Consider the following 20524-nt stretch of genomic DNA (forward strand, 5'->3'; position numbering starts at 1 on the left):
CCCTCAAACGCCCAAGGCTTCGCGAACGGCTGGCACCAGCCGGGCGCGGATGTCATCACGGACAGCGATGAAGCGCTCCAGCGGCTCGCCATGCGGATCATGGAAAGCAAGATGGATTCGCTTCACCGGGCGGGGAAAGACGGGGCAGGTTTCCTTGGCGTTGTCGCAGACGCTGACGATCAGGTCGATGTCTTCCGTCATCACCGCCTCAACGCGCTTGGGCATCAACGTCTCGGTGGGCAGACCGGCCAGCTTGAGCGCCGCAATGGCGCCATCCGCGACCTTGGGTTGCGGATCGGTTCCCGCTGAAATGCCCCGTACGAGGCCGGCAAGGTCATGGTTCAGGATGGCCTCGCCCATCTGGGAGCGGCAGGAGTTGCCGGTACATAACACCAGCACGGTCTTGAGGTTCGGCATCATGCTTTCTTTCCAGTTTTGGCGCGGCGCTTCTCGGTGGTGTCGCAACAGGCGGTTTGGGGAAGACAGGCGTTTCCCTGGCAGCAGTTGTGCGTGAGAAAGGCGATAAGGTCATCCATCGTGCCGTAGTTGGCTGAGTAATGGATGAAGCGGCTTTCCCGCTCGCCCGTAATCAAGCCCACACGGCTCAGATGCGCCAGGTGGAACGACAGCGTGGCCGGCGCCATGCCCAATTGCTCGCCAATCGCGCTGGCGTTGATCCCATCCGGACCCGCCTCGACCAGCAGTCGGAAGATGGCCAGGCGGGATTCATGACCCAGTGCAGCAAGCAGTTCGGCAGCGTTTAAGGTTTCCATGATTCGAGTATTGTCGAATCATGTAGCAAAGTCCAGTGGGTCTTGTGGCACGAATGGCGGTGCAGATTGAGGTGTTTATAAAAAACGTACCGAGTTAGTGAAGGGCTGCTGCCGTATGGAATGAAAAATCTGTGGCAGGGTGGCAGTCGGCTTGTCGGCCTTTGCGACCGGACAACGAAAATGTCTAGACCGTTTCAGCGTCCGCTTCTGGGAATATCGGTATATGTTGCAGGTCGGTTGCTCAAGATTGTCCGATACGAATATCTAATGAAGCTTACGTCATAAACTAGCGTGTATTCGGAACAAGTGGATGCATGCATTCCAACAGGAGTCAGTAGATGAGCATCGCGGGCATACGCTCAAACCGTGGTGACGGTTATCAGACGTTAGTGGCATTTGATTGGGCATTGACAGTCCTGTCCGATCCGGACTGTCTTTGGCTTGAAATCGATTCGATAGCGTATTCGGTAGACGACGTGGTGGTCGGCAAAGCCGACGGCACACTGATTGCCTGTCAGTGCAAAAAGAATCAGACCGATTTCAGGGCATGGTCAATAGCCGACCTCGCGGATGAGCTGGACAAAGCCTCCAGCTTGCTGGGCAAAAATCAGAATGCCAAGGTGCACTTCTATTCACGCAACGACTTTGGCGACCTCGCGAAATTGAGAGAGCACAGCTCGACTCAGAATGATGAGGCCAGCTACCAATCAAGTTTAGGCAAGGAGCACCAAGCAACAAATGCAAATTTGGTGGGACGTCTCGCCACGTGCGCTCCCAATCTTTCAGCCTACGAATTCCTGCGCCGCACAGAGTTTGTGACCACTGATGGACTGGAGCGCCTGGCCAATCTGCGACAGGAACGCTTGCGCTATATGGCAAGCAATCCTGGTGCCGCATTCAATGCTCTTTGGAAGCACCTCGATCAACTCGGGATGCGCATGGGGGGTGATAGCACATCCGCTGCTCGGTTCCGATTAACCAAAGACGACCTCAAGGCCATTCTTCATGAGGCTGGAGCAATGCTGGTCCCCACCATGGATCTTGCCGAGGTACGTTTGTCGTTTGCCGGCACCTCGACGATCGGCAGAGCATGGCGGAGAGATATTGCGGGGCAGTGCATTTCCAGCCCGCTAGTGAACGAGCTACTTGCCGCCATTGATGCAAAGAAGCGTGCCATCTTGCTCACCGGGCTGCCCGGCTCAGGAAAGACTTGCGTAATGCTCGCGTTGCAAGAGGCACTGGAGCAACGCGTACAAACCCATTCAGACATTGCGCCGCTGTTCATTCAATCGCGCGAATTCGCCGACTTGGGTACGGCGCAAGATCGACAGGCGCAGGGGCTGTCGTCGGATTGGGTCGAGAAAGCTGCCCGTCTGGCAGAAAAAACGCATGTGGTTGTGGTCATAGACTCGCTGGATGTGCTCTCCATCGCTCGCGATCATCGCGTGCTGACCTACTTTTTGGCGCAGATAGACCGCTTGCTGTTGATTCCCAATGTCTCCGTGGTTACAGCGTGCCGCGACTTTGATAGGCATTACGACCGTCGAATTGCCGAACGGAAATGGGATTGCGAGTTGAAGTGCCAACCTTTGGACTGGGATGCCGAAGTAGCGCCGCTGCTCGATAAGTTGGGGATTGCAACGTTCTCCATCGACGCGGTTACTCGTGAGCTGATAAGGAATCCTCGCGAACTGGCATTGTTCGTCGAGTTGGCACAACGAGGAGGCAGCTTCAACGTGGTGACCAGTCAAGCCTTGGCGCAACGCTATCTCGATATTATCGTGCGGACCAATGACGCATTGGGGGATGCTGCAATACAGGCTATAGAAGCCATTGCATCAGACATGCTGAATTCACGCAGTTTAGTCGTGCCGCATCAGCGTTTCGGCGCATCACATGAAGTTCGCAGGGTGCTATGCAGCCTTAACGTTCTTCAGGAAACCATGGATGGCAAACTGGCGTTCGGGCATCAAACCTTGCTAGACGTTCTGGTCATTAGCGGGGCCGTGCGCCGTGGCGCTACGCTGAACGAATTCATTCAGGGCCTCCCCCCTGTTCCTTTTGTTCGTCCCAGCATTCGCAGTTTTGTCGCCCAGTTGGCGCTGGGCGAGCGTCGCGAATTCAGGAAGCAGCTACGTACCGTGTTGACGGGCAATGCGGCCTTCCACATCAGACGTTTGGTTGCCGAATCATTTGCGGAGCAGAAACCGCAGGATGAGGACTGGCCATTGATCCGCGATCTGCGCGAACACCACCGCGACGTGTTTCAGGTGATCTATGGTGCCAGGGCAATTGAGTGGCACTACTTCTGGTTAAAGCATCTAGTTCCCGACTTGAGGAGGGCACGGGATGCCGAGGGGATGACAAGCCATATTTATCGAATAGCGCAGTGGGGAAACGAAGATGCCGCTAGCGTGCTCGAGCTATGGATGGAGGCGCTATCACTGGATTGGCTGGACGGCAATGGTATTGCAGAGCAGCTTGGGTTCCATCTATCTGACATAAAACTCAAGAATGTTGCACTAATTGTTCCGCTACTTGAACGGTTGCTCGATCTGCCGCGCTCCAAGCACAGTTCCCTTGGGAGAGCCATCGCACGTTGTGTGGCGGCAGGTGTGGCGGATGATGTTCTGCTTTGGCGATATATCGCAGATGGCGTAAGCGACGAGGACTTACTTGAGTACAGCTTCGACAGCAAATTGCGTTGCCATGCCCATGAGTTCGGCGACAGTGAGGAAAATTTGCTTCGGCAACGCATGGAGAAATCCACAGCGTTACTTGATTTGGCATTGAATTCGATTGAACGCTGGAGCAACGTTCGCTTATCGCGCTATGGCGAAACCCGCATCGGCTACCGATATGGTTTCTTGAGTGAAACCTCATACGAAGATACGCATAGTTTTAGAGATACTCGGAACTCGGGCAGTATGAATGCCCTGCTAGAAGCGGTTGAGATGGCCATCCTCCATCACGCAAGAACAAACTCGAATTGGTGGCAAAACAACCGTGAACGCCTGTGTTTCAACCGCGAAGGGGCGCTGATCTACTTCGCCGTCCTCGCTTGCACTGCATTACCTGAAGCCAACGTTGATTTAATTGGACGCATGTTGTGCGATAGCAGTTTGCTGGAGTTTGAGCTTTCCTACGAACTAGGGACATTGATTCATTCGGCATTTACCTTCCTTGATATCCCAACGCAAGATGCTGTAATGGCAAGCATCTTGCGTATTTGGGAGAAGGAGCTTGCTGATGAACATCGCAGTTTCTGGTTACTGAAGGAACAAGCAGAACTGATTGTCACGATTCCGAGCTATCTGCGTTCGCCCGCATCGCAAGCGGTGATGGATGAATATGAGAAAAAGGCAGGAGCGTTGATTCGGCAGCCAGATATTCGTTCGCGTGGCGGCTGGGTAAGCGCACCGTTTTCATACGAGGTATTCCTCAGTTCAGATGATGACGTAGTGTTGCGCTTGTTGTCGCACTACTCAGGGCATAAAAGCAATTTTGATGACTTTCTGGTTGGCGGTGAGAGCCAGGTTGGCTGGCAACTACGAGAGGCCTCCTCTCGCCATCCAATGCGGTTCCTGGGCTTTTTGCCTACCCATTGGGGAGACATTCCTGAAAGGTTTCGGGACGACATCATGGACGGCGTCGCCACTTACTTGGCTTATCGTCATGGCAACCTGCAAACCAACGGCACATGGGAACCCATCGAAGAATCCGATGCTTCTGTCTTGGCAGGGTTGATTCTTGACGAACTGGATAGGCATCCTAGGCATTGGCAATGCCGACGCTCCGCAGCCAATGCGCTGGAAGCCTGTTCCAACGTTATATACGATGCGCAAAACGCCGAGCGGCTGATTTTTCTTGCCATAGGCTATGAAAGCCTGCATGAAAACGATCCCATCAAGGGAGATAATGTTGGGTTGATCTCCATGGGCATCAATATGGTGAAGGGTGACGTTGCCGAAGCCTTGATGATCGTGGCGAATAACCTGCACGAGCGCGGTAGTGAATTTCCTGAATTGCTGGCACCTGCCTTGCGCCGTTTTGCCCGTGACGAACACCCTGCGGTTCGTTCGCTGATCCTGCGGCGCTTGCCATATTTGCAGAGCAAAGCTTTTGATTTTGGATGGGATTTGCTCCATCTCGCCATGCAGGATGCGGACAGGCTTTGGGAAATCGCGGAGCCCTGCCTTTATTACGCCTACCACAGTCATTTCGAAGTAGTAAGGCCTTTGCTGGCGCGTCTTCGTAACGAAGGAAGCGGCAAAGACCTAGAAACATGGGGGCGCATTTCGGCGCTGGCGACCATGGCTCGGCAAATCGACTTAGCAGAGTTGTTGGAGGACTTGAAAGCCTTGGATAAAACAGAGGCATGGCAGGGGGCAGCCACCGTTTGGACAAACTATGAAAATATCCAGCAGCACCGGGAGCAATGCCTTTCCGGTTTGGATGCTGGTTTGAATGCTGGCGCTACTCATGCCGAAGCGGTTGCGGAGCAGTTGGGGCATCTTTTCCATGACAAGTCAGCAGTGATTTCTGTTCCGATCGAGCTGATTCGACGTTGTTTTGAGGTATTCAAAAGCGATAGCGACAAAGAGAAAAAGCATCATCGTCTCTTCGGGTTTCATGAATGGCTTAATGCAATCTCGCAGCTTGATCCCGAACAAGCGCTGGCTGCAACTGAGATTTATCTGGCCTATGTCAGCCAGTCCAAACCATATCTATATGACCACCAGGATAGCCTCACCCAGCTAATGACCCGTCTCTTTGCTGAAGCAGAAGAACGAGAAGAGTCTGACAATGGAGCGATGCTGCAGCGTGTGGTCGTCGCACAAGACACCCTACTTTCGCTGGGAGTCAATGGCTTAGGTGATTGGTTGAAGGCTGCCGAGCGACCGTGACTGCAAACAAGTACCTCGATACTGACCTTAATACAAACTATGCGACATGACGAGTCATTCGTCTGGGGGCATTCATGCAAAAGTGCCCTAGTAAAAAGCGGACATTCAAAATTAAGAATGTGTTGATTCTGTGACCGGCCGCTCGGGCCGAAACACGGTCACACGCTGATGCCAAGAAGGTAACTGCTGCCCATCCAAAAAAAGGAACCCATCGGGTTCCTTTTTTTGGATCATGGGTGTGCCAAGCTTGGCATCCCAGGCGGTGGCGGCTCAGTGTTTTTGGCCGAGCCCAAGATACGCCTCGATGACGCGCGGATCAGCTGCCAGTTCGGCGCTTGGCCCGGCGAGCGATACCTCGCCAGTCTCCAGCACGTAGCCGTAGTCCGAGACCTGAAGCGCGGCGCGGGCGTTTTGTTCGACGAGCAGGATGGCGACACCGGTTTCCTTGAGCGCCGAGATGGTGCGGAAGATTTCCTTGATGATCAGCGGCGCCAGGCCGAGGCTGGGTTCGTCGAGCATCAGCAGCTTGGGTTTGGCCATCAGGGCGCGGCCCATGGCCAGCATCTGGCGCTCGCCGCCGGAGAGGGTGCCGGCCAGTTGGGCACGGCGCTCCTGCAGGCGCGGGAAGAGTTCGAAGACCTCGTCCATGGTCTCCATCTCGTCGCGGTGGCCGGTGCGGTAGCGGTCGAAGGCGCCGAGCAGCAGGTTGTCCTCGACGCTCATTTCGGCGAACAGCTCACGCTTTTCGGGTACGAGTGTCATGCCGTGGCGTACCAGATGCTCGACCGAGCGATCCTGCTTTTGCGGATGCCCCATGTATACGATGTCGCCGTTGGAGGGCAGCAGGCCCATCAGGGCCGAGAGCAGGGTCGTCTTGCCGGCGCCATTGGGGCCGATGACGGTGACGATCTCGCCCCGGCGGATGGTCAGGCTGACTTCGTGCAGGGCTTCGACCTTGCCGTAGGCAACACGCAGGTTCTTGACGTCGAGGATAACCTCGTTGTCGTGCAGGTGGGTCATGCTCATTATTCGACCCCTCCCAGATAGGCTTCAAGTACTTTCGGGTCCTTCTGAACCTGCTCGGGCAGGCCTTCTGCGATCTTTTCGCCGAATTCCATGACCACGATGCGGTCTGCCAGGCCCATGACGAAATCCATGTCGTGTTCGACGAGCAGGATGCCCATGCCTTCGGCGCGCAGCTTTTGAAGCAGGTCGGACAGCGCCAGCTTTTCGCGGTAGCGCAGGCCGGCGGCGGGTTCGTCGAGGAGCAGCAGGCAGGGGTCGGAGGCCAGCGCGCGGGCGATCTCGACAATGCGTTGCTGGCCGAGCGCCAGGCTGCCGGCCGGGTCGAACATGTGCTCGGCGAGGCCGACGCGCTCGATCTGGCGGGCAGCTTCGGCAAGCAGGCGGTTTTCCTCGGCGCGGTCGAGGCGCAGAGCCGACGACAGCACGCCCTTGCCACCGCGCAGGTGGGCGCCGATGGCGACGTTTTCCAGCACGCTCATGTTGCCGAGCAGGCGCACGTGCTGGAAGGTTCGGCTCATGCCGCGCTTGGCGATGTCGCGGGCCTGCAGGTCGGCCGTCGATTCGCCGAGGAAGGCGATCTTGCCTTCGGTGGCCGGATTCACCGCCGAAATGCAGTTGAACATCGTGCTCTTGCCGGCGCCGTTCGGGCCGATCAGCGCCATGACCTCGCCGGCCTTCACGCTCAGGCTCATGTTGTTGTTGGCGACCAGGCCGCCGAAGCGCTTGGTGACTTCGCTGGCTTCGAGCAGCACGGTGCCGCTGGCGGCCGGCTGGCGGCGCGGCAGCGGTTCGGCCTGCGGCACTTCGCGGTGAATCGCGCGGGCCGGCAGCAGGCGCAGGATCACCGGCCACAGCCCTGCCCTCGCCTTTTGCAGCACCAGCACCATGGCGATGCCGAAGACGATGATTTCGAAATTGCCGCTCTGGCCGAGCAGTTGCGGCAGCCAGTCCTGCAGCCACTGCTTGAGGATGGTGATGACGCCGGCGCCGAGTACCGCACCCCAGACATGGCCGATGCCGCCGACCACGGCCATGAACAGGTATTCGATACCCTGGTTCAGCGCGAAGGGCGTTGGATTGACGAAGCGTTGCAGGTGGGCGTACAGCCAGCCGGAGACGCAGGCCAGCAGGGCCGCGATGAGGAAGATGACGATCTTTTCGCGAGCGGTGTTCACGCCCATTGCCTCGGCCATCACGGTGCCGCCCTTGAGGGCGCGGATGGCGCGGCCGACGCGCGAGTCGAGCAGGTTGCTGATGCTGACGATGGCAAGCAGCAGGATCAGCCAGATGAGGTAGAAGAATTCGCGGCCTGACTTCAGTTCCCAGCCGGCCAGAGAGACGGCCGGGATGCCGGTGATGCCGGTGTGGCCGCCGAGGAATTCGACGTTGCCGAACAGGAAGTACAGGCTGATGCCCCAGGCGATGGTGCCCAGCGGCAGGTAGTGCCCGCCCATGCGCAGGGTGATGAAGCCGAGCGATAGCGCAACGGCGGCGGTCAGCGCCAGGCCGACGAGCAGCGTGAGCCAGGGCGACACACCGTGCACGGTGGTCAGCCAGGCCGTGGTGTACGCGCCGAGGCCGACGAAGGCGGCCTGGCCGAAGGAGGTCAAGCCGCCGACGCCGGTCAGCAGCACGAGGCCGACCGCAACGATGGCGTAGAGACCGATGTAGTTGAGCAGGGTGACCGAGAACTCGGGCAGTACCTGCGGGGCGACGGCGAGCACGGCAACGAAGGCAAGCAGCGGGGCGTGACGGCGTAGCGCGCCAGCTGCAGCGGCCTTGCCGGGGGCGTTGCCGCCGGTCACCTCGTCGCCCTTTTCCTCTTCTTCCTCGATGTGGTGCGCGGTCAGCGAGCGCCAGAGCAGGACGGGGATGATCAGCGTGAAGACGATGACTTCCTTGAAGGCGCTGGCGTGGAAGGAGGAGAAGGATTCGAGCAGGCCGACCAGGATGGCACCCAGCGCGGCGATGGGGTACGAAGCCAGGCCGCCGATGATGGCGCCGACGAAACCCTTGAGGCCGATCAGGAAGCCGGAGTCGTAGTAGATGGTGGTGATCGGCGCGATCAGGATGCCGGAGAAGGCGCCGATGGCGGCGGCCAGCGTGAAGCACAGCTTGCCGGCGAGGATGGGCGGAATGCCCATCAGCCGGGCGCCGGTGCGGTTCATGGCAGTGGCGCGCAGGGCCTTGCCGTAGATGGTGCGCTCGAAGAAGAAATAGAGGCCGATGATGAGCAGGGCCGAGGCGACGACGACGAGGATGGTCTGCCCCTGCAGCGGCGCGCCGGCCAGTTCGAAGCTGAGGTCGGTGAAGGCCGGGGTGCGCCATCCTTCGGCACCGAAGAAGAGCAGGCCGAGGCCGATCAGGGCCAGGTGCACGGCCACCGAGACGATGAGCAGGACGAGCACCGAGGCGCTGGCCAGCGGCTGGTAGGCGATGCGGTAGATCATCGGGCCGAGCGGCACGACCAGCAACATGGCGAGGATGACCTGTCCCCACAGCGGCAACTGGCTGGGCGGCATGGCGAACAGGCCGGCCGCCGCCAGCAGCGGGATGCCGACGTTGGTGATGAGCAGCGTCGGCAGCTTGGCGAATTGGCCGTCGCGGACCAGCCGATAGCCGTCGAGCAAGGCTACCGCGGAGCCGAGCCCGAGGAGCAGCCAGACCGTTCCCGGTACCTGCCCGGCCTGCAGCGAGGCCAGCGTCAGCGCGCCGAAGGCGACGAACTCGCCTTGCGGAATGAAAATGATGCGGGTGACGGCGAAAACAAGAACCAGTGCGAGGGCGAGCAGCGCGTAGATGGCGCCGTTGGTAATGCCGTCCTGGCCGAGGAGAAGGAGAATCTGGAGGTCCATCAGCGACCCAACAAAAAGAGAAAAAGCGCGTCAGGCGCGCCGGGGGTTCGATAAATCAGGGACATCGGGCCTGGCGACCGCCGGGTCGCTCCGCTACCCGCCAGTGGCAGGCATGCGGAGCGACGCCGGGGGCGCGTGACCGATTACTTCAGGAGCTTCCAGGTGCCGTTTTCGATGGTGACCATGACGCGGGCGCGCTGGTCGAAGCCCTGGTGGTCGTTCGGCGTCAGGTTGAAGATGCCGTGGGCGCCAGCAACGTTCTTGGTGCCTTCGAGCGCGTCGCGCAGGGCGCGGCGGAACTCGACGGTGCCCGGCTTGGCTTTCTTGAGCGCGACCGGAACGGCGTTCTGCAGCAGCACGCCGGCATCCCAGGCGTGGCCGCCGAAGGAGCTGACGCTACCCTTGCCGTGGGCTGCTTCGTACTTGGTGACGTATTCCATGGCCGACTTCTTGACCGGGTGATCGGCCGGCAACTGGGCGGCAACGACCATCGGGCCGACCGGCAGGAAGGCGCCTTCGACATCCTTGCCGCCGACGCGCAGGAAGTCATTGTTGGCAACGCCGTGCGTCTGGTAGATCAGGCCCTTGTAGCCTTTTTCCTTGAGTACCTTCTGCGGCAGGGCGGCCGGGGTGCCGGCGCCGCCGATCAGCACGGCATCCGGCTTGGCGGCGATGATCTTGAGAATCTGGCCGGTCACCGAGGTGTCGTTGCGCTGGTAGCGCTCGCTGGCCACGATCTTCAGCTTGCGGGCTTCGGCGATCTTGGCGAATTCCTTGTACCAGCCTTCGCCGTAGGCATCGGCAAAGCCGACGAAGGCGACGGTCTGCACGTTCTTGTCGGTCATGTGCTGGACCAGCGCGGTGGCCATGTGGGCATCGTTCTGGGCGGTCTTGAACACCCACTTGCGCTTGTCGTCCATGGGTTCGACGACGATGGCCGAGCCGGCCATGGAGATCAACGGCGTTTCGTTCTCGACGGCGACGTCCATCATCGCCAGCGAGCTCGGGGTGGTGGTCGAACCGACGACGACGTCGACCTTGTTTTCACTGATCAGCTTCTTGATGTTCTTGGTCGCGGCGGTCGGGTCGGTCGCATCGTCGAGGACGATGTAATTGACCTTTTCACCGCCGATGGTTGCCGGCAGCAGGGCGAAGGTGTTTTTCTCCGGGATGCCGAGCGAGGCGGCCGGGCCGGTAGCGGCGACGGAAACGCCGACGTTGATGTCGGCCAGAGCAGCGGTGGACAAGGTGGCGAGAACGGCGACGGTCAGTTTTTTAATCATGATTTCACCCCGGAAAAGGAAAGAATGGAGTCTATCACGCGTCGTCGCCCCATTTCGGGGCAGAGCGTCTCTTGAATGCAGGGTGGGCGTGTTTCCTGTTTTCGCTCTCGGGCAGGGCCATGACACGGGCGTGATTGGCGGGGCCGAGGCGGTCGTTGGCCCTCGGGTTGCAGAGGCCTTGGCCGGGTGTGCTTTCGTACCCGGCAAGGGCTCAATTCGGCGTGATAAAGTGTTCGCTTTGTATCAACAGGGTCTCTCATGTTCTCTGGAATCATTGCGGCAGTTGGCCGCATTACCGAAATCACGCCTCGCGAAGTGGGCTGCCGCCTGCATGTCGACGCCGGCAAACTCGACCTGAGCGATGTCGCGCTCGGTGACTCCATCGCCCACAACGGCGTCTGCCTCACCGTGGTGGCCAGGGAAGGCAATACCTTCGCCGTCGATGTCTCCCCGGAAACCCTGTCGTGTACCGTCGGTCTTGCCGAGCCGGGGCCGGTCAATCTGGAGAAGGCCCTGCGTCTGTCCGACGTGATTGGCGGCCACCTCGTATCCGGCCACGTCGATGGGGTTGGCGAAGTGCTGCGTTTCGATGCGATCGGCGACAACCGCCTGCTTGAAATCCGCGCGCCGAAGGAAATCGCCCGCTACATCGCCCGCAAGGGGTCGATCGTCGTCGACGGCACCAGCCTTACCACTAATGCAGTCAACGGCACCGATTTCACCATCAACCTGATCCCGCACACGCTGGAAAATACCACCCTGAATCGCCTGCAGCCCGGTAGCAAGGTCAATCTGGAGGTGGATCTCATCGCCCGCTATTGCGAGCGCCTGTTGAGCGCCGAGCGAGAGTAAGCGTTTGCCATGAGTATTCGCGCCGCCCTCTGCTTCCTGGCAATCAGCCTGCTGGCCGGTTGCGCTGGCTACGATGCAGCCGGACGGGTTCCGGTCGACGCCCAGCTGGTCGATGTCGAACGGACCATGGGCATTCCATCCATCCGCTGGCGTGAGGCCGATGGCGGCGAAACGCTGGTCTATCCCTTCGGGCCCATGGGATATCACACCTTTTTCGTGCGGGGCGATGCGCAAGGGCGTTTCGTGTCGCGCGAAAACGTGCTGACCATGAAGCACTTCGCGCGCATTCAGGCCGGCATGACCCAGGAGGATGTCGTCCGTACCATCGGCCCGCCCGTGCAGCCCTGGACTATCTATTTCAAGGCGCGCGATGAACTGGTCTGGGAGTGGCGCTACTGCGACGACTGGAACGAGCCGGCACGCTTCAACGTGCTGTTCGACGGGACCAGCCTGCGCGTGCGTTCGACGCTGTCGGCAACCGAGCGGTCGCGTGCTGTCTTTGGTGGGGGCGGCATGCGGATGTGGTGCGGCCACTGATTTTTATCGGCAGCGGCTTGAAAAACCCCTACCCCACCCCCATAATTCGAAGCATGGTTGTAATTCCGGCAATCTGGAGGCGTTCTGGACAGGGGTTCTTATCTAAGGGTGTGTTTTGTGCACTTTTAATCCGACCGAAGGGTGGATAACTCCCTAGATTTTTCTAAGTTTTTAAGGCGCTTGCCTTGTGCACCTTTATCTGCGTAAGATAACGGTGCACAAGGGAGCGCTTTATGTCTTTAAAGAATGTAAAAAGGGAAGAGGTTGTTGTCGTCGGCAAAGTAAGCTGGCGCCTCACGGATTGTGATGGGTTTCCCGTTCCCGTCTTTGACGAGTTTTGTCGCTCGATAGCAGGCGATGCCTTTGCAACAAGACGGCGTTATGCCATTGTTGTATCCAGGTTTATAGACTACCTCTACGAGGTTGAAATTCTCGGCAAGGGGCCTGTGACGCGAAGTGCAGTCAACCAGGCCATCGACTACTACCTTCTGCTCCTTTCGCATGGAGAGAACATCTCTCTGGGGGCCACTGCTATCGAGCGGGATGTAACGGGCGTGGCAGACGAGCTTAGGCAACGAGAAGCCGCACTGAAGCGAGTCGCTAATCGATTGGAGATTCGTGCGCTCCAGCCCGGCAGTTGGGACAACACCTTGGCTGCCCTTAATCGCTTCTTGCGGTTATGTGCCATGCTGGAAAACGAAGCCCGCGAAATCGCGATGCTGCGCGGTGGTGTGACCAAAGAGCTGGTCGAGGCCAGCACACTCGATTACACCCCCTTGCTTGAAGCCATTGACGGCGCATCAATGCTGTCTCGAGCCGAGGTTCAACACATCAAGCAATCGTCAATGTTAGGCGGTGTAATTCGTTTTAGAGGAAGTGAATTGTCGCGCCCAAGAGGATTGTCGGGCGGGCGCAAGCGGAAAAAGCAGGCGGACCTCGAGCTGCTTGAGTTTCCGATGGCGCAGTTTCCTAAGCTTCTGGAGGCGACCTTCTCTTGGCGAGATAAGGCCTTGTGGACGTTGTTGGCCGCTAGCGGCATACGTCGCTCGGAGGCACTCAATCTCGAGTGGGAGCACATCGATTTTGAGAACGAAACGGTTTACGTGCTCGACCCAGATTACACGCGATATGGCCGAGATTTGCCTGAAGACGAGAGATTCTCAAGGTTCAAGGGCCGCGTAGTTTCTTGGACCTACCTTCGGCAGCCCTATCGTAGTTGGTTCTTCGAGTTTTTGCTGCAATACCGACAGCAAGAATATGTGTTGCCAGTGGATGGGAATAATTTTGTGTTCCAGTATCTTCGTGGCCAGCATGCGGGAAAGCCGTTGCGCGAGGCGGCTGATTCAACTCTGAATGAAGCTTTTACGGCGGCAGTTATTCGTGCCGGAATCAAGGGGCCTCCATTTGCCCCTGAACATGTCATGACAGTGCACTCCCTTCGACATGCCTACGGGATGCATATGCTGAACGATTTCAATGTGCCTGGTCAGCTTATGCCTGGCTTGACTGAGGCTGAAGTGCAACTTTTGATGGGCCATGAAGACATCAATTCAACAAGAAAATACGCTCGTCCAAGACCAGCTAAGCTCATGGAAAAGCTTGTTCGACATGACCAAGCAATGCTGGCGCATCAAGATTCGATGACAGGGTTGCCGCCGGCAATCGCATCCCGGTTGCTTACGGATGGTCAAATCACATCGAGAGCGCGCCGGTGATAAACGAATCGAGTGAAATTCAACTAGCTATTAAGCCCGAGAAGTTTTTTCCATTGGCTACATCTGCATTACGCGCAGCAGCCTCTGAAATGGCCCTCTCGGCATATCCATCATGGCCGCAGCCACAACCGCTGTGTTCCTTGGAAAGCCAGTTAATAGATGTACAGGGGTTGGTTTGGGGTAAGGTTAAGAAGGCCATATTTAACCCCTCTGAGGACTTGTTCGCACTGGCAGCAACTCTTGGGTTCCCGCATACAACAAATTATCGAGAATGGGCACGGATACGCGAAGCAGTTAATCTTGCGTTACTAGATTTGTCCTACAACGCAGCAATATTGCTGCCGGCACATCAAGACTATTCCAAAGAAGAGTTTCCTGAATTCCAGGCAGTTCGAGTGCGGCCTCTCGTCTTGCAAGCATACAAGGCTCTTCGCGACGACCCAGATTTACCTGAACGAGGCTCCCGGCGAATCGCCTCCTTGGTTTCTGCTACGGATTGGAGGGAGGTGAGCGATGTTTCCATTGATGACTTGGCGCGAGTAACCCAATCAGTTGTCCGTCATGCCCCGGAACTCGCTGCAACGGGAAGTGCGTTGGCTGTGTTGCCATTCCTATATGCTCTTGAGTCATTGGCACCGAACCTTCTGCCCCGGGAGCTACGGCATCAGTTTATGATGTGGCAAGCTTCTTCGCAGTTTTTACTGATGCCGTTTGATGAATTTAGGCGTGACCCGAAAAACTTTGCCGGGATGCGAGTACATGGACATAAACGGGAGCGAGTTGAGACTCCGGAACTGATTGCGATACGGCGGCAAAAGAACAATCAGATGGCCCAAAATCGAAGAGCAGAACGGGGTGAGCCGCCGTTCATCTTGAATTTGCGGGAAATCGCAGCTAGCGGAGACTCTGATGCTCCGGAGCGCTACTTTGAGTCATTGGCGGGGAGTCGTAACTCCGATTTTCGTAAGGAAAATTGGCTACAAACCCCAACTCCCTACCCAGGCCGTGAGCACATCCCAATTCAAGAAATGGGCCGGTTATGGTTCGCGGCCATGAATGCTTGGATTGCGCACCGAGAAGCCAATTACGAGACCGATAAAGAGGTCCGCATGAGTCTGCACATGTTGGTTGACTATGTGCTGATGTACTTGCCTTGGTGGAATGAGACTCACATAGAAAATTCCGTTGAGTTGCCATCGGCGCCTAAGCACTTTGCTCGATACCTTTTCGTATCGCGAACGGTTTTTCACAGTGAGCAAGGCGGCCATGATGTGGTGCTGCCCAAAACCCTGGTTGAGTTACTGCATTTACGTCGGCCACTGCCTGATGGGAAAAACATCATGCTTGGGCATTGGCAGCGCTTCTTTCAGTTTGTTATCACCGCATTTGAGGATAACGACCTGATTGCTGGAAAGAAGATGGTGAACCCAATTCGCCTCGACTTTGACCGTGTTAAGTCCTCAGCAAGAACCAAAACCAATAAAGTACCTTTTGCAGAGGACGTGTTCCCACTCTTAGTATTCTATTGCCAAGCCCTAGAAGCTTTTGGTGAATACCTGCAACAAAGTGCCTATAGCACCGATAGATTTAAGAATTTGCCCTTTGGTGAGGTGTATGGCTATAACACTGCTGCCTGGGGGTATGTTCCGTACGTGCGCTACCGAGGAGAGGTGCTACCTATTCGTTGGATTCCGAGCATCTATCCGGTAGCCAGACGCTCAATTCAGGCGAATCCAGAAGGGCTTGCTGGTATCTATGTGAAGGGATGCCGGCTGAATTATGGCGAAAATCGGGTCATGGTGCTGAATATGCCGCATCTCAGTAAGCGTCGTCCCGAAGCCGTCTTGAAATCAGATTTTCAGGTCGTGTAAAGCGAGGCTAATGGCGACGACGTCCACGAATGCGGGATCGAAGGCATCGCCGTGCCATTCGGACATCGACTGGTGCTCGGGATGGTTGGGGTCGGTCATGGCTGCCACGAAGTCTGCGTAACCGGGCGCGCCACCGACATCTTCCGGAGGTGTGGCATTCGCGGCTTTCAGGAGCATGGCACGGTGGCTCAATTCGGGATCGCCTGGCAATTTCTTCTCGACCTTGACCCGGTGTTCCCAGTGATCGCCGAAGTCGTAGATGTACTTGAACGAACTCATGCCGCCCAAGGCGGTTTTGAGCTGGACTCGTGTCTCCGGGCGAACTGGCTCCCAATCGAATTCGGGGTCGGGAATGCCGAAGCGCTTGCCACCAAAGTCGAACTCGTGCAAGTGGTAATCGCACCAGCCGAAGGTGACTTGCAGGACCTGATGTAGATTGCCCAGCGTGATCGACTCCGGCACCAGGATGCGCCGCCAGATGGTCGGCTTGATCCAGGCCAGCTCAATCTTCAGTTGCAGCAGATCGGGAATCTTCTTGGCTCTGGGCTTCTTCAGCGCAATGACGTTACTCATTTCAGGCAGCTTTCTGTTCAACGGTGGCGTGATCGGGGTAAAGATTCCACGGGAGTAGCTCATGAATCCGATTGATCGGATGCTCGGCAATCCGGGTCAGGACTGTCCGCAAGTAAGCCTCGGGATCAATCCCATTGAGTTTCGCGCTACCGATCAGGCAATACATGCTGGCTGCGCGCTCGCCGCCGACATCCGAGCCGCCGAACAGGTAGTTCTTTCGCCCCAAAGCGACTCCGCGTAATGCACGCTCTGCCGCATTGTTATCGATCTCGATTCGGCCATCTGCGGCATAGCGGATCAACGCAGACCAGTGATTGAGCGCATAGCTGATTGCATCGGCAAGGCCGGATTTGCGTGATATCCGCTGGCGCTGAGCGTCGAGCCAGGCATGCATGATCTTGAGCAAGGGATAGGCTTGCACTTGACGAATGACCTGCCGCTCACCGGGCGATCGGCCACGGATTTGACTTTCGACGGCATACAGCTCGGCAATCTGGGCAATGGCCTCGGCCGCGATGGGCGAAGCCTGGGCCCGATAGACATCGACGAATTTGCGCCGGACGTGCGCCCAGCAGGCGGCTTCCTGAATCTTGCCAATCTCGTACAAGGCATCGAACCCGCTATAAGCATCGGCTTGCAGGATGCCGCGGAAGGATTTCAGATGATCACGGGGATGTTGTCCCTTGCGATCTTCCGAGTAGGCAAACCAGACTGCTGGCGGATCGCCACTTCCCGCTGGGCGATCATCCCGCACATACGTCCACAGCCTTGCGGTCTTGGTTCGCCCCTTGCCCGGCGCGAGCACTGGTAACGGTGTGTCATCGGCATGTACCTTGCTGCCGCCCAGGACATAACGCCGGATCGCATCCACCAGCGGCGAGAGCAAGTCATGGCAATGTCCAACCCATTCGGCCAGGAGTGCCCTGTCCAGGTCCAGACCGCTGCGTGCATAAATGGCGCTTTGCCGATACAGCGGCAAGTGATCGCAGAACTTACCGACCAGCACGTGAGCCAACAGGGCAGGACCGGCAAAGCCGCGGGGAATCGGACGGGCGGGGGCCGCCGCTTGGGCAATGTGATCACACCGGGTGCAGGCCAGTTTCGGCCGCACATGGCGAATCACTTTGAAACTGGCTGGCACGTACTCGAGCATTTCCGAAACGTCCTCACCGAGGTGCGTAAATTGCCCGCCACAATCCGGACAGCACTCTGCCGTCGGCATATGCGTCACCGTTTCGCGGGGCGCTGTTTCCGGGAAGGGCTTGCGGTTCCTGATTCGCGGCGTGTCGGCCGGTTTATCCGGCGCGGACGATATCGGCGAAGCCGGCGTGAGCGGCAGTGGCTCGAACGCCAGCCCAAGATCGAGTTGCCCCAATTGCGCCAGCGTTTCCGATTTCTGGCCAAAGTGCAGGCGACGATACTTGGCGACGAGCAGCTTCAGACGGGCGTTCTCCTCAAGCAGCCTTTCAACCTGCTGGCGCAGCTTATCGACTTCGCAGGAAGCCTGGCTGGTAGAGGATTGGTCTGGCTTGGGCATGACCGAAGTCTACGGGAATTCAGGGGCAGTGAACAGCCCCCGCAGGCCGGCTTTACGCCGCCCGCTCGGGCTGCCAGGTACGCGCAGGACGCCGCCAGTCGATCCCTTCCAGGAGCATGGCAAGTTGGGCTTTGCTCAGATGAACTCGCCCATCGGTGGCATTCGGCCAGATGAAGCGCCCGCGTTCGAGCCGCTTGGCAAACAGGCACAGACCATCGCCATCCCACCAGAGCAGTTTGACGAGGTCGCCGCGCCGGCCACGAAACACGAAGACGTGACCGCTGAATGGGTCTGCCGCCAATTGCTCCTGGGCAATGGCAGCCAGTCCATCAAAGCCACGGCGCATATCAGTCACGCCGGCCGCCAGCCAGATCTGCGTTCCTACCGGCAGTCCGATCATTCCCTGGACGCCAGGCAATCCAGTACCAGATGCAGTGCCGAGGCCGTGACATCGCCACACACACGAACGCTGGTCTGGCCCCGGACGATCTCGATATATCCCGCCGCCGCGGTGATCGTCGCCTTGGTGGCCTTTGTGTCGCCCGCCGGTTCTGCAATTACGGGCAGGAACAGGGGCTGAGGCTGTATCCCAACGGCCTTGGAGTCGCCCTGTATCTCGAACTGCCCCGCCCGATATTGCCGCCGCCACTTGAACACCATGTTCGTGTTCAGCCCGTACCGCAGCGCTAGCTTCGCCACCGACACCCCGGGCTCGCAAGCTTCCACGGCCAATCGGCGCTTGAATTCAAGCGGATAATTCGGCCGGCCACGCCGTCCGCCGCTAACAACCTCTGCTGTCTCCAAAATGATCCCCGCTACTTTGTTTGGCGGGCACCACTTTCTCTCTGTTTCAAACTATTCGCCAGACGGCCATGAAAGGACGCTTACGCATCTCACCATCGTTCGAATGCTTCTCACCATGGTGGAGACAGGGCTCCGCGGACAGAATGTACAGTGGCTAGACAGGTTTGCCTGGGATTCAGTAAGTAGAGTGGATACGCAAATAGGTCTTCTACATACTTGGGAGCCGCCTGAGAGCTTCACCCTTCTTCTGGTCAATACCGACAAATCTCGTGATGAACCTTGGACAACGTATGTCTCGTGGCGGGTGCGGCGTAGCCTTCTCGCTGAATCTTATTTTCAGGCAGCAGTTGCCGATTTGGATGTAGATGAGGCAGTTCTGTATGAAGGTAGGAAAAACTCCAGATTCGACCCAATTGTGCCCTTGTTTCGCTCATATAAAGGCATGATGCCATTTGGCGACAACACCTACAGCGTGAGGTGGCTCCAGTTACTGACAGGGTTTGAGGATTTTTATAACAATGCTTTCCGGGGTGTAGATGGTTACCGGGAGAAGCTTGGTTTGGTTACGATTGAGCCCGCAGTTGATGCAAGCGGCTCATTTTTGGATACCACTCGCGACAAGGATGCGCTTCAATTCTGTAAGGTAAAGTTTGTCACGGTACATACGCCGCATGCGACGCGGTCCACCTATGCAACCTTGAAGGACGGTGACCTTGAGGTTTCCGAAATCGCCGAACAGTTAGGACATACCCAAACGGTAACCACCAACCACTACCAAGTTCCTTCTAAAGCTCGGATTGTCGGTAAGTTGGAGAGAATTGAGGCAAGGCTAAAAGATGTTGCCTATGACGTCGACGGTAGTGGAGCGGGGTACATCGATAACGAAGGCGCTGATAGCTCAGTACGCGCGGCATTTTCAATTGACCGTGATAAGGCGATTCATGAATTCGGATTTATGCCCGGGGTCGCGCTGTGGTCCTTAAATGACCTGACATCCGATGAAGAAAGCAGTATTGAATTGCTGCGCCGGAGTCCATCCAGTGTCATACGTTGGCACCCGACCCATGTCTGCCCGGTAGGCAATCAGTGTCCATCGGAAATAATAGTTAGGACTGGGGGATTGCAACGCTGTGGCTTGTGTCCCCTCGCGGTTAAGTGCATCGACCATTTGCCGGCCATCGCAGCCAAGAAAAATGAGTTAAAGGAGCGCATTCGGATGACTGCTCTGCAAATCCAAGCCTTGGCAACCCGAAAAGGTGCGACGCAAAGTCAGAAAGATGCATTGCATCGCACCCAAAGTCTGGATGCAAAAGAGCTTATAGGCTGGCAACTATCTTCCCAGATTTTGCATGACAAGATGCAAAGTATGGGGCCCCATCATGAGGGCTATCATGCAGACCAACCAGAAATGGTGAAACGCCACCTTCAACTTATAACTCGAGACTCGACTACGGCAGAGTTCTTCCTTCAGCGGATTGCGGACTCGAACGCCTACCCATCGCTGGAATCACCCGAGGTCAGAGCTCGCGCAACCAAGTATGTGCAAATCATCATGGCCCGCGCCGGCCGCGAAGATGATGCCGCGCTTCTGGACCTCGAGCCTTACAGCGAATTGGCTGCTTTTGCGAGCCTCATCAAGCCAATGGCCGATGCCAAGGGGGTTGGAATTCCTGCAGTTGCCGAAATGCTGTCAGGCGGCAAACGAAACGAACTTGGGGTCGTTTCCGGACCTAGTCTGCTCGGGAGAATCCGTTAATGGGGGCCCCGAAAGGTACTGATAATTTCTCCGGG

General features: G+C 57.5%; 15 protein-coding genes and 1 pseudogene. 6 read left to right on the forward strand and 10 right to left on the reverse strand.

Annotated features, from left to right (window positions below):
- Positions 1-3 precede the first annotated feature (3 nt).
- Together AB6Q56_RS19530 and AB6Q56_RS19535 are read right to left on the reverse strand one after the other, a co-directional pair.
- The gene (locus tag AB6Q56_RS19530) at positions 4-420 is read right to left on the reverse strand and encodes an arsenate reductase ArsC (protein ID WP_434514693.1); all 417 of its coding nucleotides are present in this window, start codon (positions 418-420) and stop codon (positions 4-6) included.
- Positions 417-773 carry an ArsR/SmtB family transcription factor gene (locus AB6Q56_RS19535; protein ID WP_434514694.1) on the reverse strand — a complete coding sequence of 119 codons (357 nt, stop codon included), beginning with the start codon at positions 771-773 and terminating at the stop codon, positions 417-419. Before AB6Q56_RS19535 ends, AB6Q56_RS19530 begins: the two co-directional genes overlap by 4 nt.
- A gap of 338 nt (positions 774-1111) precedes the next feature.
- Between AB6Q56_RS19535 and AB6Q56_RS19540 the strand changes: the two genes are divergently transcribed.
- Positions 1112-5680 (forward strand): AAA family ATPase, encoded by a 4569-nt coding sequence (locus AB6Q56_RS19540; RefSeq protein WP_434514695.1) that lies wholly within the window; start codon positions 1112-1114, stop codon positions 5678-5680.
- A 270-nt stretch (positions 5681-5950) separates the two neighbouring features.
- Here the strand turns inward: AB6Q56_RS19540 and AB6Q56_RS19545 are convergent, their stop codons facing one another.
- The 4 genes and pseudogenes from AB6Q56_RS19545 to AB6Q56_RS19560 all read right to left on the reverse strand — a co-directional run bounded on the left by AB6Q56_RS19545 (position 5951) and on the right by AB6Q56_RS19560 (position 10844).
- A complete protein-coding gene (locus AB6Q56_RS19545) occupies positions 5951-6706 on the reverse strand; it encodes an ABC transporter ATP-binding protein (protein WP_434514696.1) in 756 nt (251 codons plus the stop codon).
- Positions 6706-8448: a branched-chain amino acid ABC transporter ATP-binding protein/permease gene (locus AB6Q56_RS19550; protein ID WP_434517182.1), complete on the reverse strand. Its 1743-nt coding sequence runs from the start codon at positions 8446-8448 to the stop codon at positions 6706-6708. Before AB6Q56_RS19550 ends, AB6Q56_RS19545 begins: the two co-directional genes overlap by 1 nt.
- A 78-nt stretch (positions 8449-8526) precedes the next feature.
- Positions 8527-9561: pseudogene (locus AB6Q56_RS19555) on the reverse strand (branched-chain amino acid ABC transporter permease); the annotation flags it as partial.
- A gap of 143 nt (positions 9562-9704) precedes the next feature.
- Positions 9705-10844, reverse strand: a complete 1140-nt coding sequence (locus tag AB6Q56_RS19560; RefSeq protein ID WP_434514697.1) for an ABC transporter substrate-binding protein — start codon at positions 10842-10844, stop codon at positions 9705-9707.
- A 258-nt stretch (positions 10845-11102) separates the two neighbouring features.
- On the opposite strand from AB6Q56_RS19560, the gene AB6Q56_RS19565 reads away from it, so the two are divergent.
- The 4 genes from AB6Q56_RS19565 (at position 11103) to AB6Q56_RS19580 (ending at position 15819) form a co-directional block, all read left to right on the forward strand.
- The gene (locus AB6Q56_RS19565; protein WP_434514698.1) at positions 11103-11696 is read left to right on the forward strand and encodes a riboflavin synthase; all 594 of its coding nucleotides are present in this window, start codon (positions 11103-11105) and stop codon (positions 11694-11696) included.
- A 9-nt stretch (positions 11697-11705) separates the two neighbouring features.
- Positions 11706-12233 carry a hypothetical protein gene (locus tag AB6Q56_RS19570; protein WP_434514699.1) on the forward strand — a complete coding sequence of 176 codons (528 nt, stop codon included), beginning with the start codon at positions 11706-11708 and terminating at the stop codon, positions 12231-12233.
- Positions 12234-12466: 233 nt separating this feature from the next.
- The gene (locus tag AB6Q56_RS19575) at positions 12467-13948 is read left to right on the forward strand and encodes a tyrosine-type recombinase/integrase (protein WP_434514700.1); all 1482 of its coding nucleotides are present in this window, start codon (positions 12467-12469) and stop codon (positions 13946-13948) included.
- Positions 13945-15819: a hypothetical protein gene (locus tag AB6Q56_RS19580; RefSeq protein WP_434514701.1), complete on the forward strand. Its 1875-nt coding sequence runs from the start codon at positions 13945-13947 to the stop codon at positions 15817-15819. The genes AB6Q56_RS19575 and AB6Q56_RS19580 overlap by 4 nt, the downstream gene beginning before the upstream one ends.
- Here the strand turns inward: AB6Q56_RS19580 and AB6Q56_RS19585 are convergent.
- The 4 genes from AB6Q56_RS19585 to AB6Q56_RS19600 are packed head-to-tail and all read right to left on the reverse strand — an operon-like array spanning position 15799 to position 18655.
- Positions 15799-16392 (reverse strand): plasmid pRiA4b ORF-3 family protein, encoded by a 594-nt coding sequence (locus AB6Q56_RS19585; RefSeq protein WP_434513752.1) that lies wholly within the window; start codon positions 16390-16392, stop codon positions 15799-15801. The genes AB6Q56_RS19580 and AB6Q56_RS19585 overlap by 21 nt on opposite strands.
- A 1-nt stretch (position 16393) precedes the next feature.
- On the reverse strand, positions 16394-17929 hold the full coding sequence (gene tnpC / locus AB6Q56_RS19590) for an IS66 family transposase (RefSeq protein ID WP_434513753.1): 1536 nt from the start codon (positions 17927-17929) through the stop codon (positions 16394-16396).
- A 52-nt stretch (positions 17930-17981) separates the two neighbouring features.
- Positions 17982-18329: an IS66 family insertion sequence element accessory protein TnpB gene (gene tnpB, locus AB6Q56_RS19595; protein WP_434513754.1), complete on the reverse strand. Its 348-nt coding sequence runs from the start codon at positions 18327-18329 to the stop codon at positions 17982-17984.
- The gene (locus AB6Q56_RS19600; RefSeq protein ID WP_434517123.1) at positions 18326-18655 is read right to left on the reverse strand and encodes a transposase; all 330 of its coding nucleotides are present in this window, start codon (positions 18653-18655) and stop codon (positions 18326-18328) included. The genes tnpB and AB6Q56_RS19600 overlap by 4 nt, the downstream gene beginning before the upstream one ends.
- 79 nt (positions 18656-18734) lie before the next feature.
- On the opposite strand from AB6Q56_RS19600, the gene AB6Q56_RS19605 reads away from it, so the two are divergent.
- Positions 18735-20489, forward strand: coding sequence for a hypothetical protein (locus tag AB6Q56_RS19605; protein ID WP_434514702.1), 1755 nt, complete (start codon positions 18735-18737; stop codon positions 20487-20489).
- Positions 20490-20524: the final 35 nt, after the last annotated feature.

The organism is Dechloromonas sp. ARDL1 (assembly GCF_051122455.1).
Lineage (GTDB): Bacteria > Pseudomonadota > Gammaproteobacteria > Burkholderiales > Rhodocyclaceae > Azonexus.

Bases quoted from the DNA above. Each gene is read 5' to 3' on its own strand.
- AB6Q56_RS19530 (WP_434514693.1), bottom strand. From the start codon at position 420: ATGATGCCGAACCTCAAGACCGTGCTGGTGTTATGTACCGGCAACTCC.
- AB6Q56_RS19535 (WP_434514694.1), bottom strand. From the start codon at position 773: ATGGAAACCTTAAACGCTGCCGAACTGCTTGCTGCACTGGGTCATGAA.
- AB6Q56_RS19540 (WP_434514695.1), top strand. From the start codon at position 1,112: ATGAGCATCGCGGGCATACGCTCAAACCGTGGTGACGGTTATCAGACG.
- AB6Q56_RS19545 (WP_434514696.1), bottom strand. From the start codon at position 6,706: ATGAGCATGACCCACCTGCACGACAACGAGGTTATCCTCGACGTCAAG.
- AB6Q56_RS19560 (WP_434514697.1), bottom strand. From the start codon at position 10,844: ATGATTAAAAAACTGACCGTCGCCGTTCTCGCCACCTTGTCCACCGCT.
- AB6Q56_RS19565 (WP_434514698.1), top strand. From the start codon at position 11,103: ATGTTCTCTGGAATCATTGCGGCAGTTGGCCGCATTACCGAAATCACG.
- AB6Q56_RS19570 (WP_434514699.1), top strand. From the start codon at position 11,706: ATGAGTATTCGCGCCGCCCTCTGCTTCCTGGCAATCAGCCTGCTGGCC.
- AB6Q56_RS19575 (WP_434514700.1), top strand. From the start codon at position 12,467: ATGTCTTTAAAGAATGTAAAAAGGGAAGAGGTTGTTGTCGTCGGCAAA.
- AB6Q56_RS19585 (WP_434513752.1), bottom strand. From the start codon at position 16,392: ATGAGTAACGTCATTGCGCTGAAGAAGCCCAGAGCCAAGAAGATTCCC.
- tnpC (WP_434513753.1), bottom strand. From the start codon at position 17,929: ATGCCCAAGCCAGACCAATCCTCTACCAGCCAGGCTTCCTGCGAAGTC.
- tnpB (WP_434513754.1), bottom strand. From the start codon at position 18,329: ATGATCGGACTGCCGGTAGGAACGCAGATCTGGCTGGCGGCCGGCGTG.
- AB6Q56_RS19605 (WP_434514702.1), top strand. From the start codon at position 18,735: ATGATCCCCGCTACTTTGTTTGGCGGGCACCACTTTCTCTCTGTTTCA.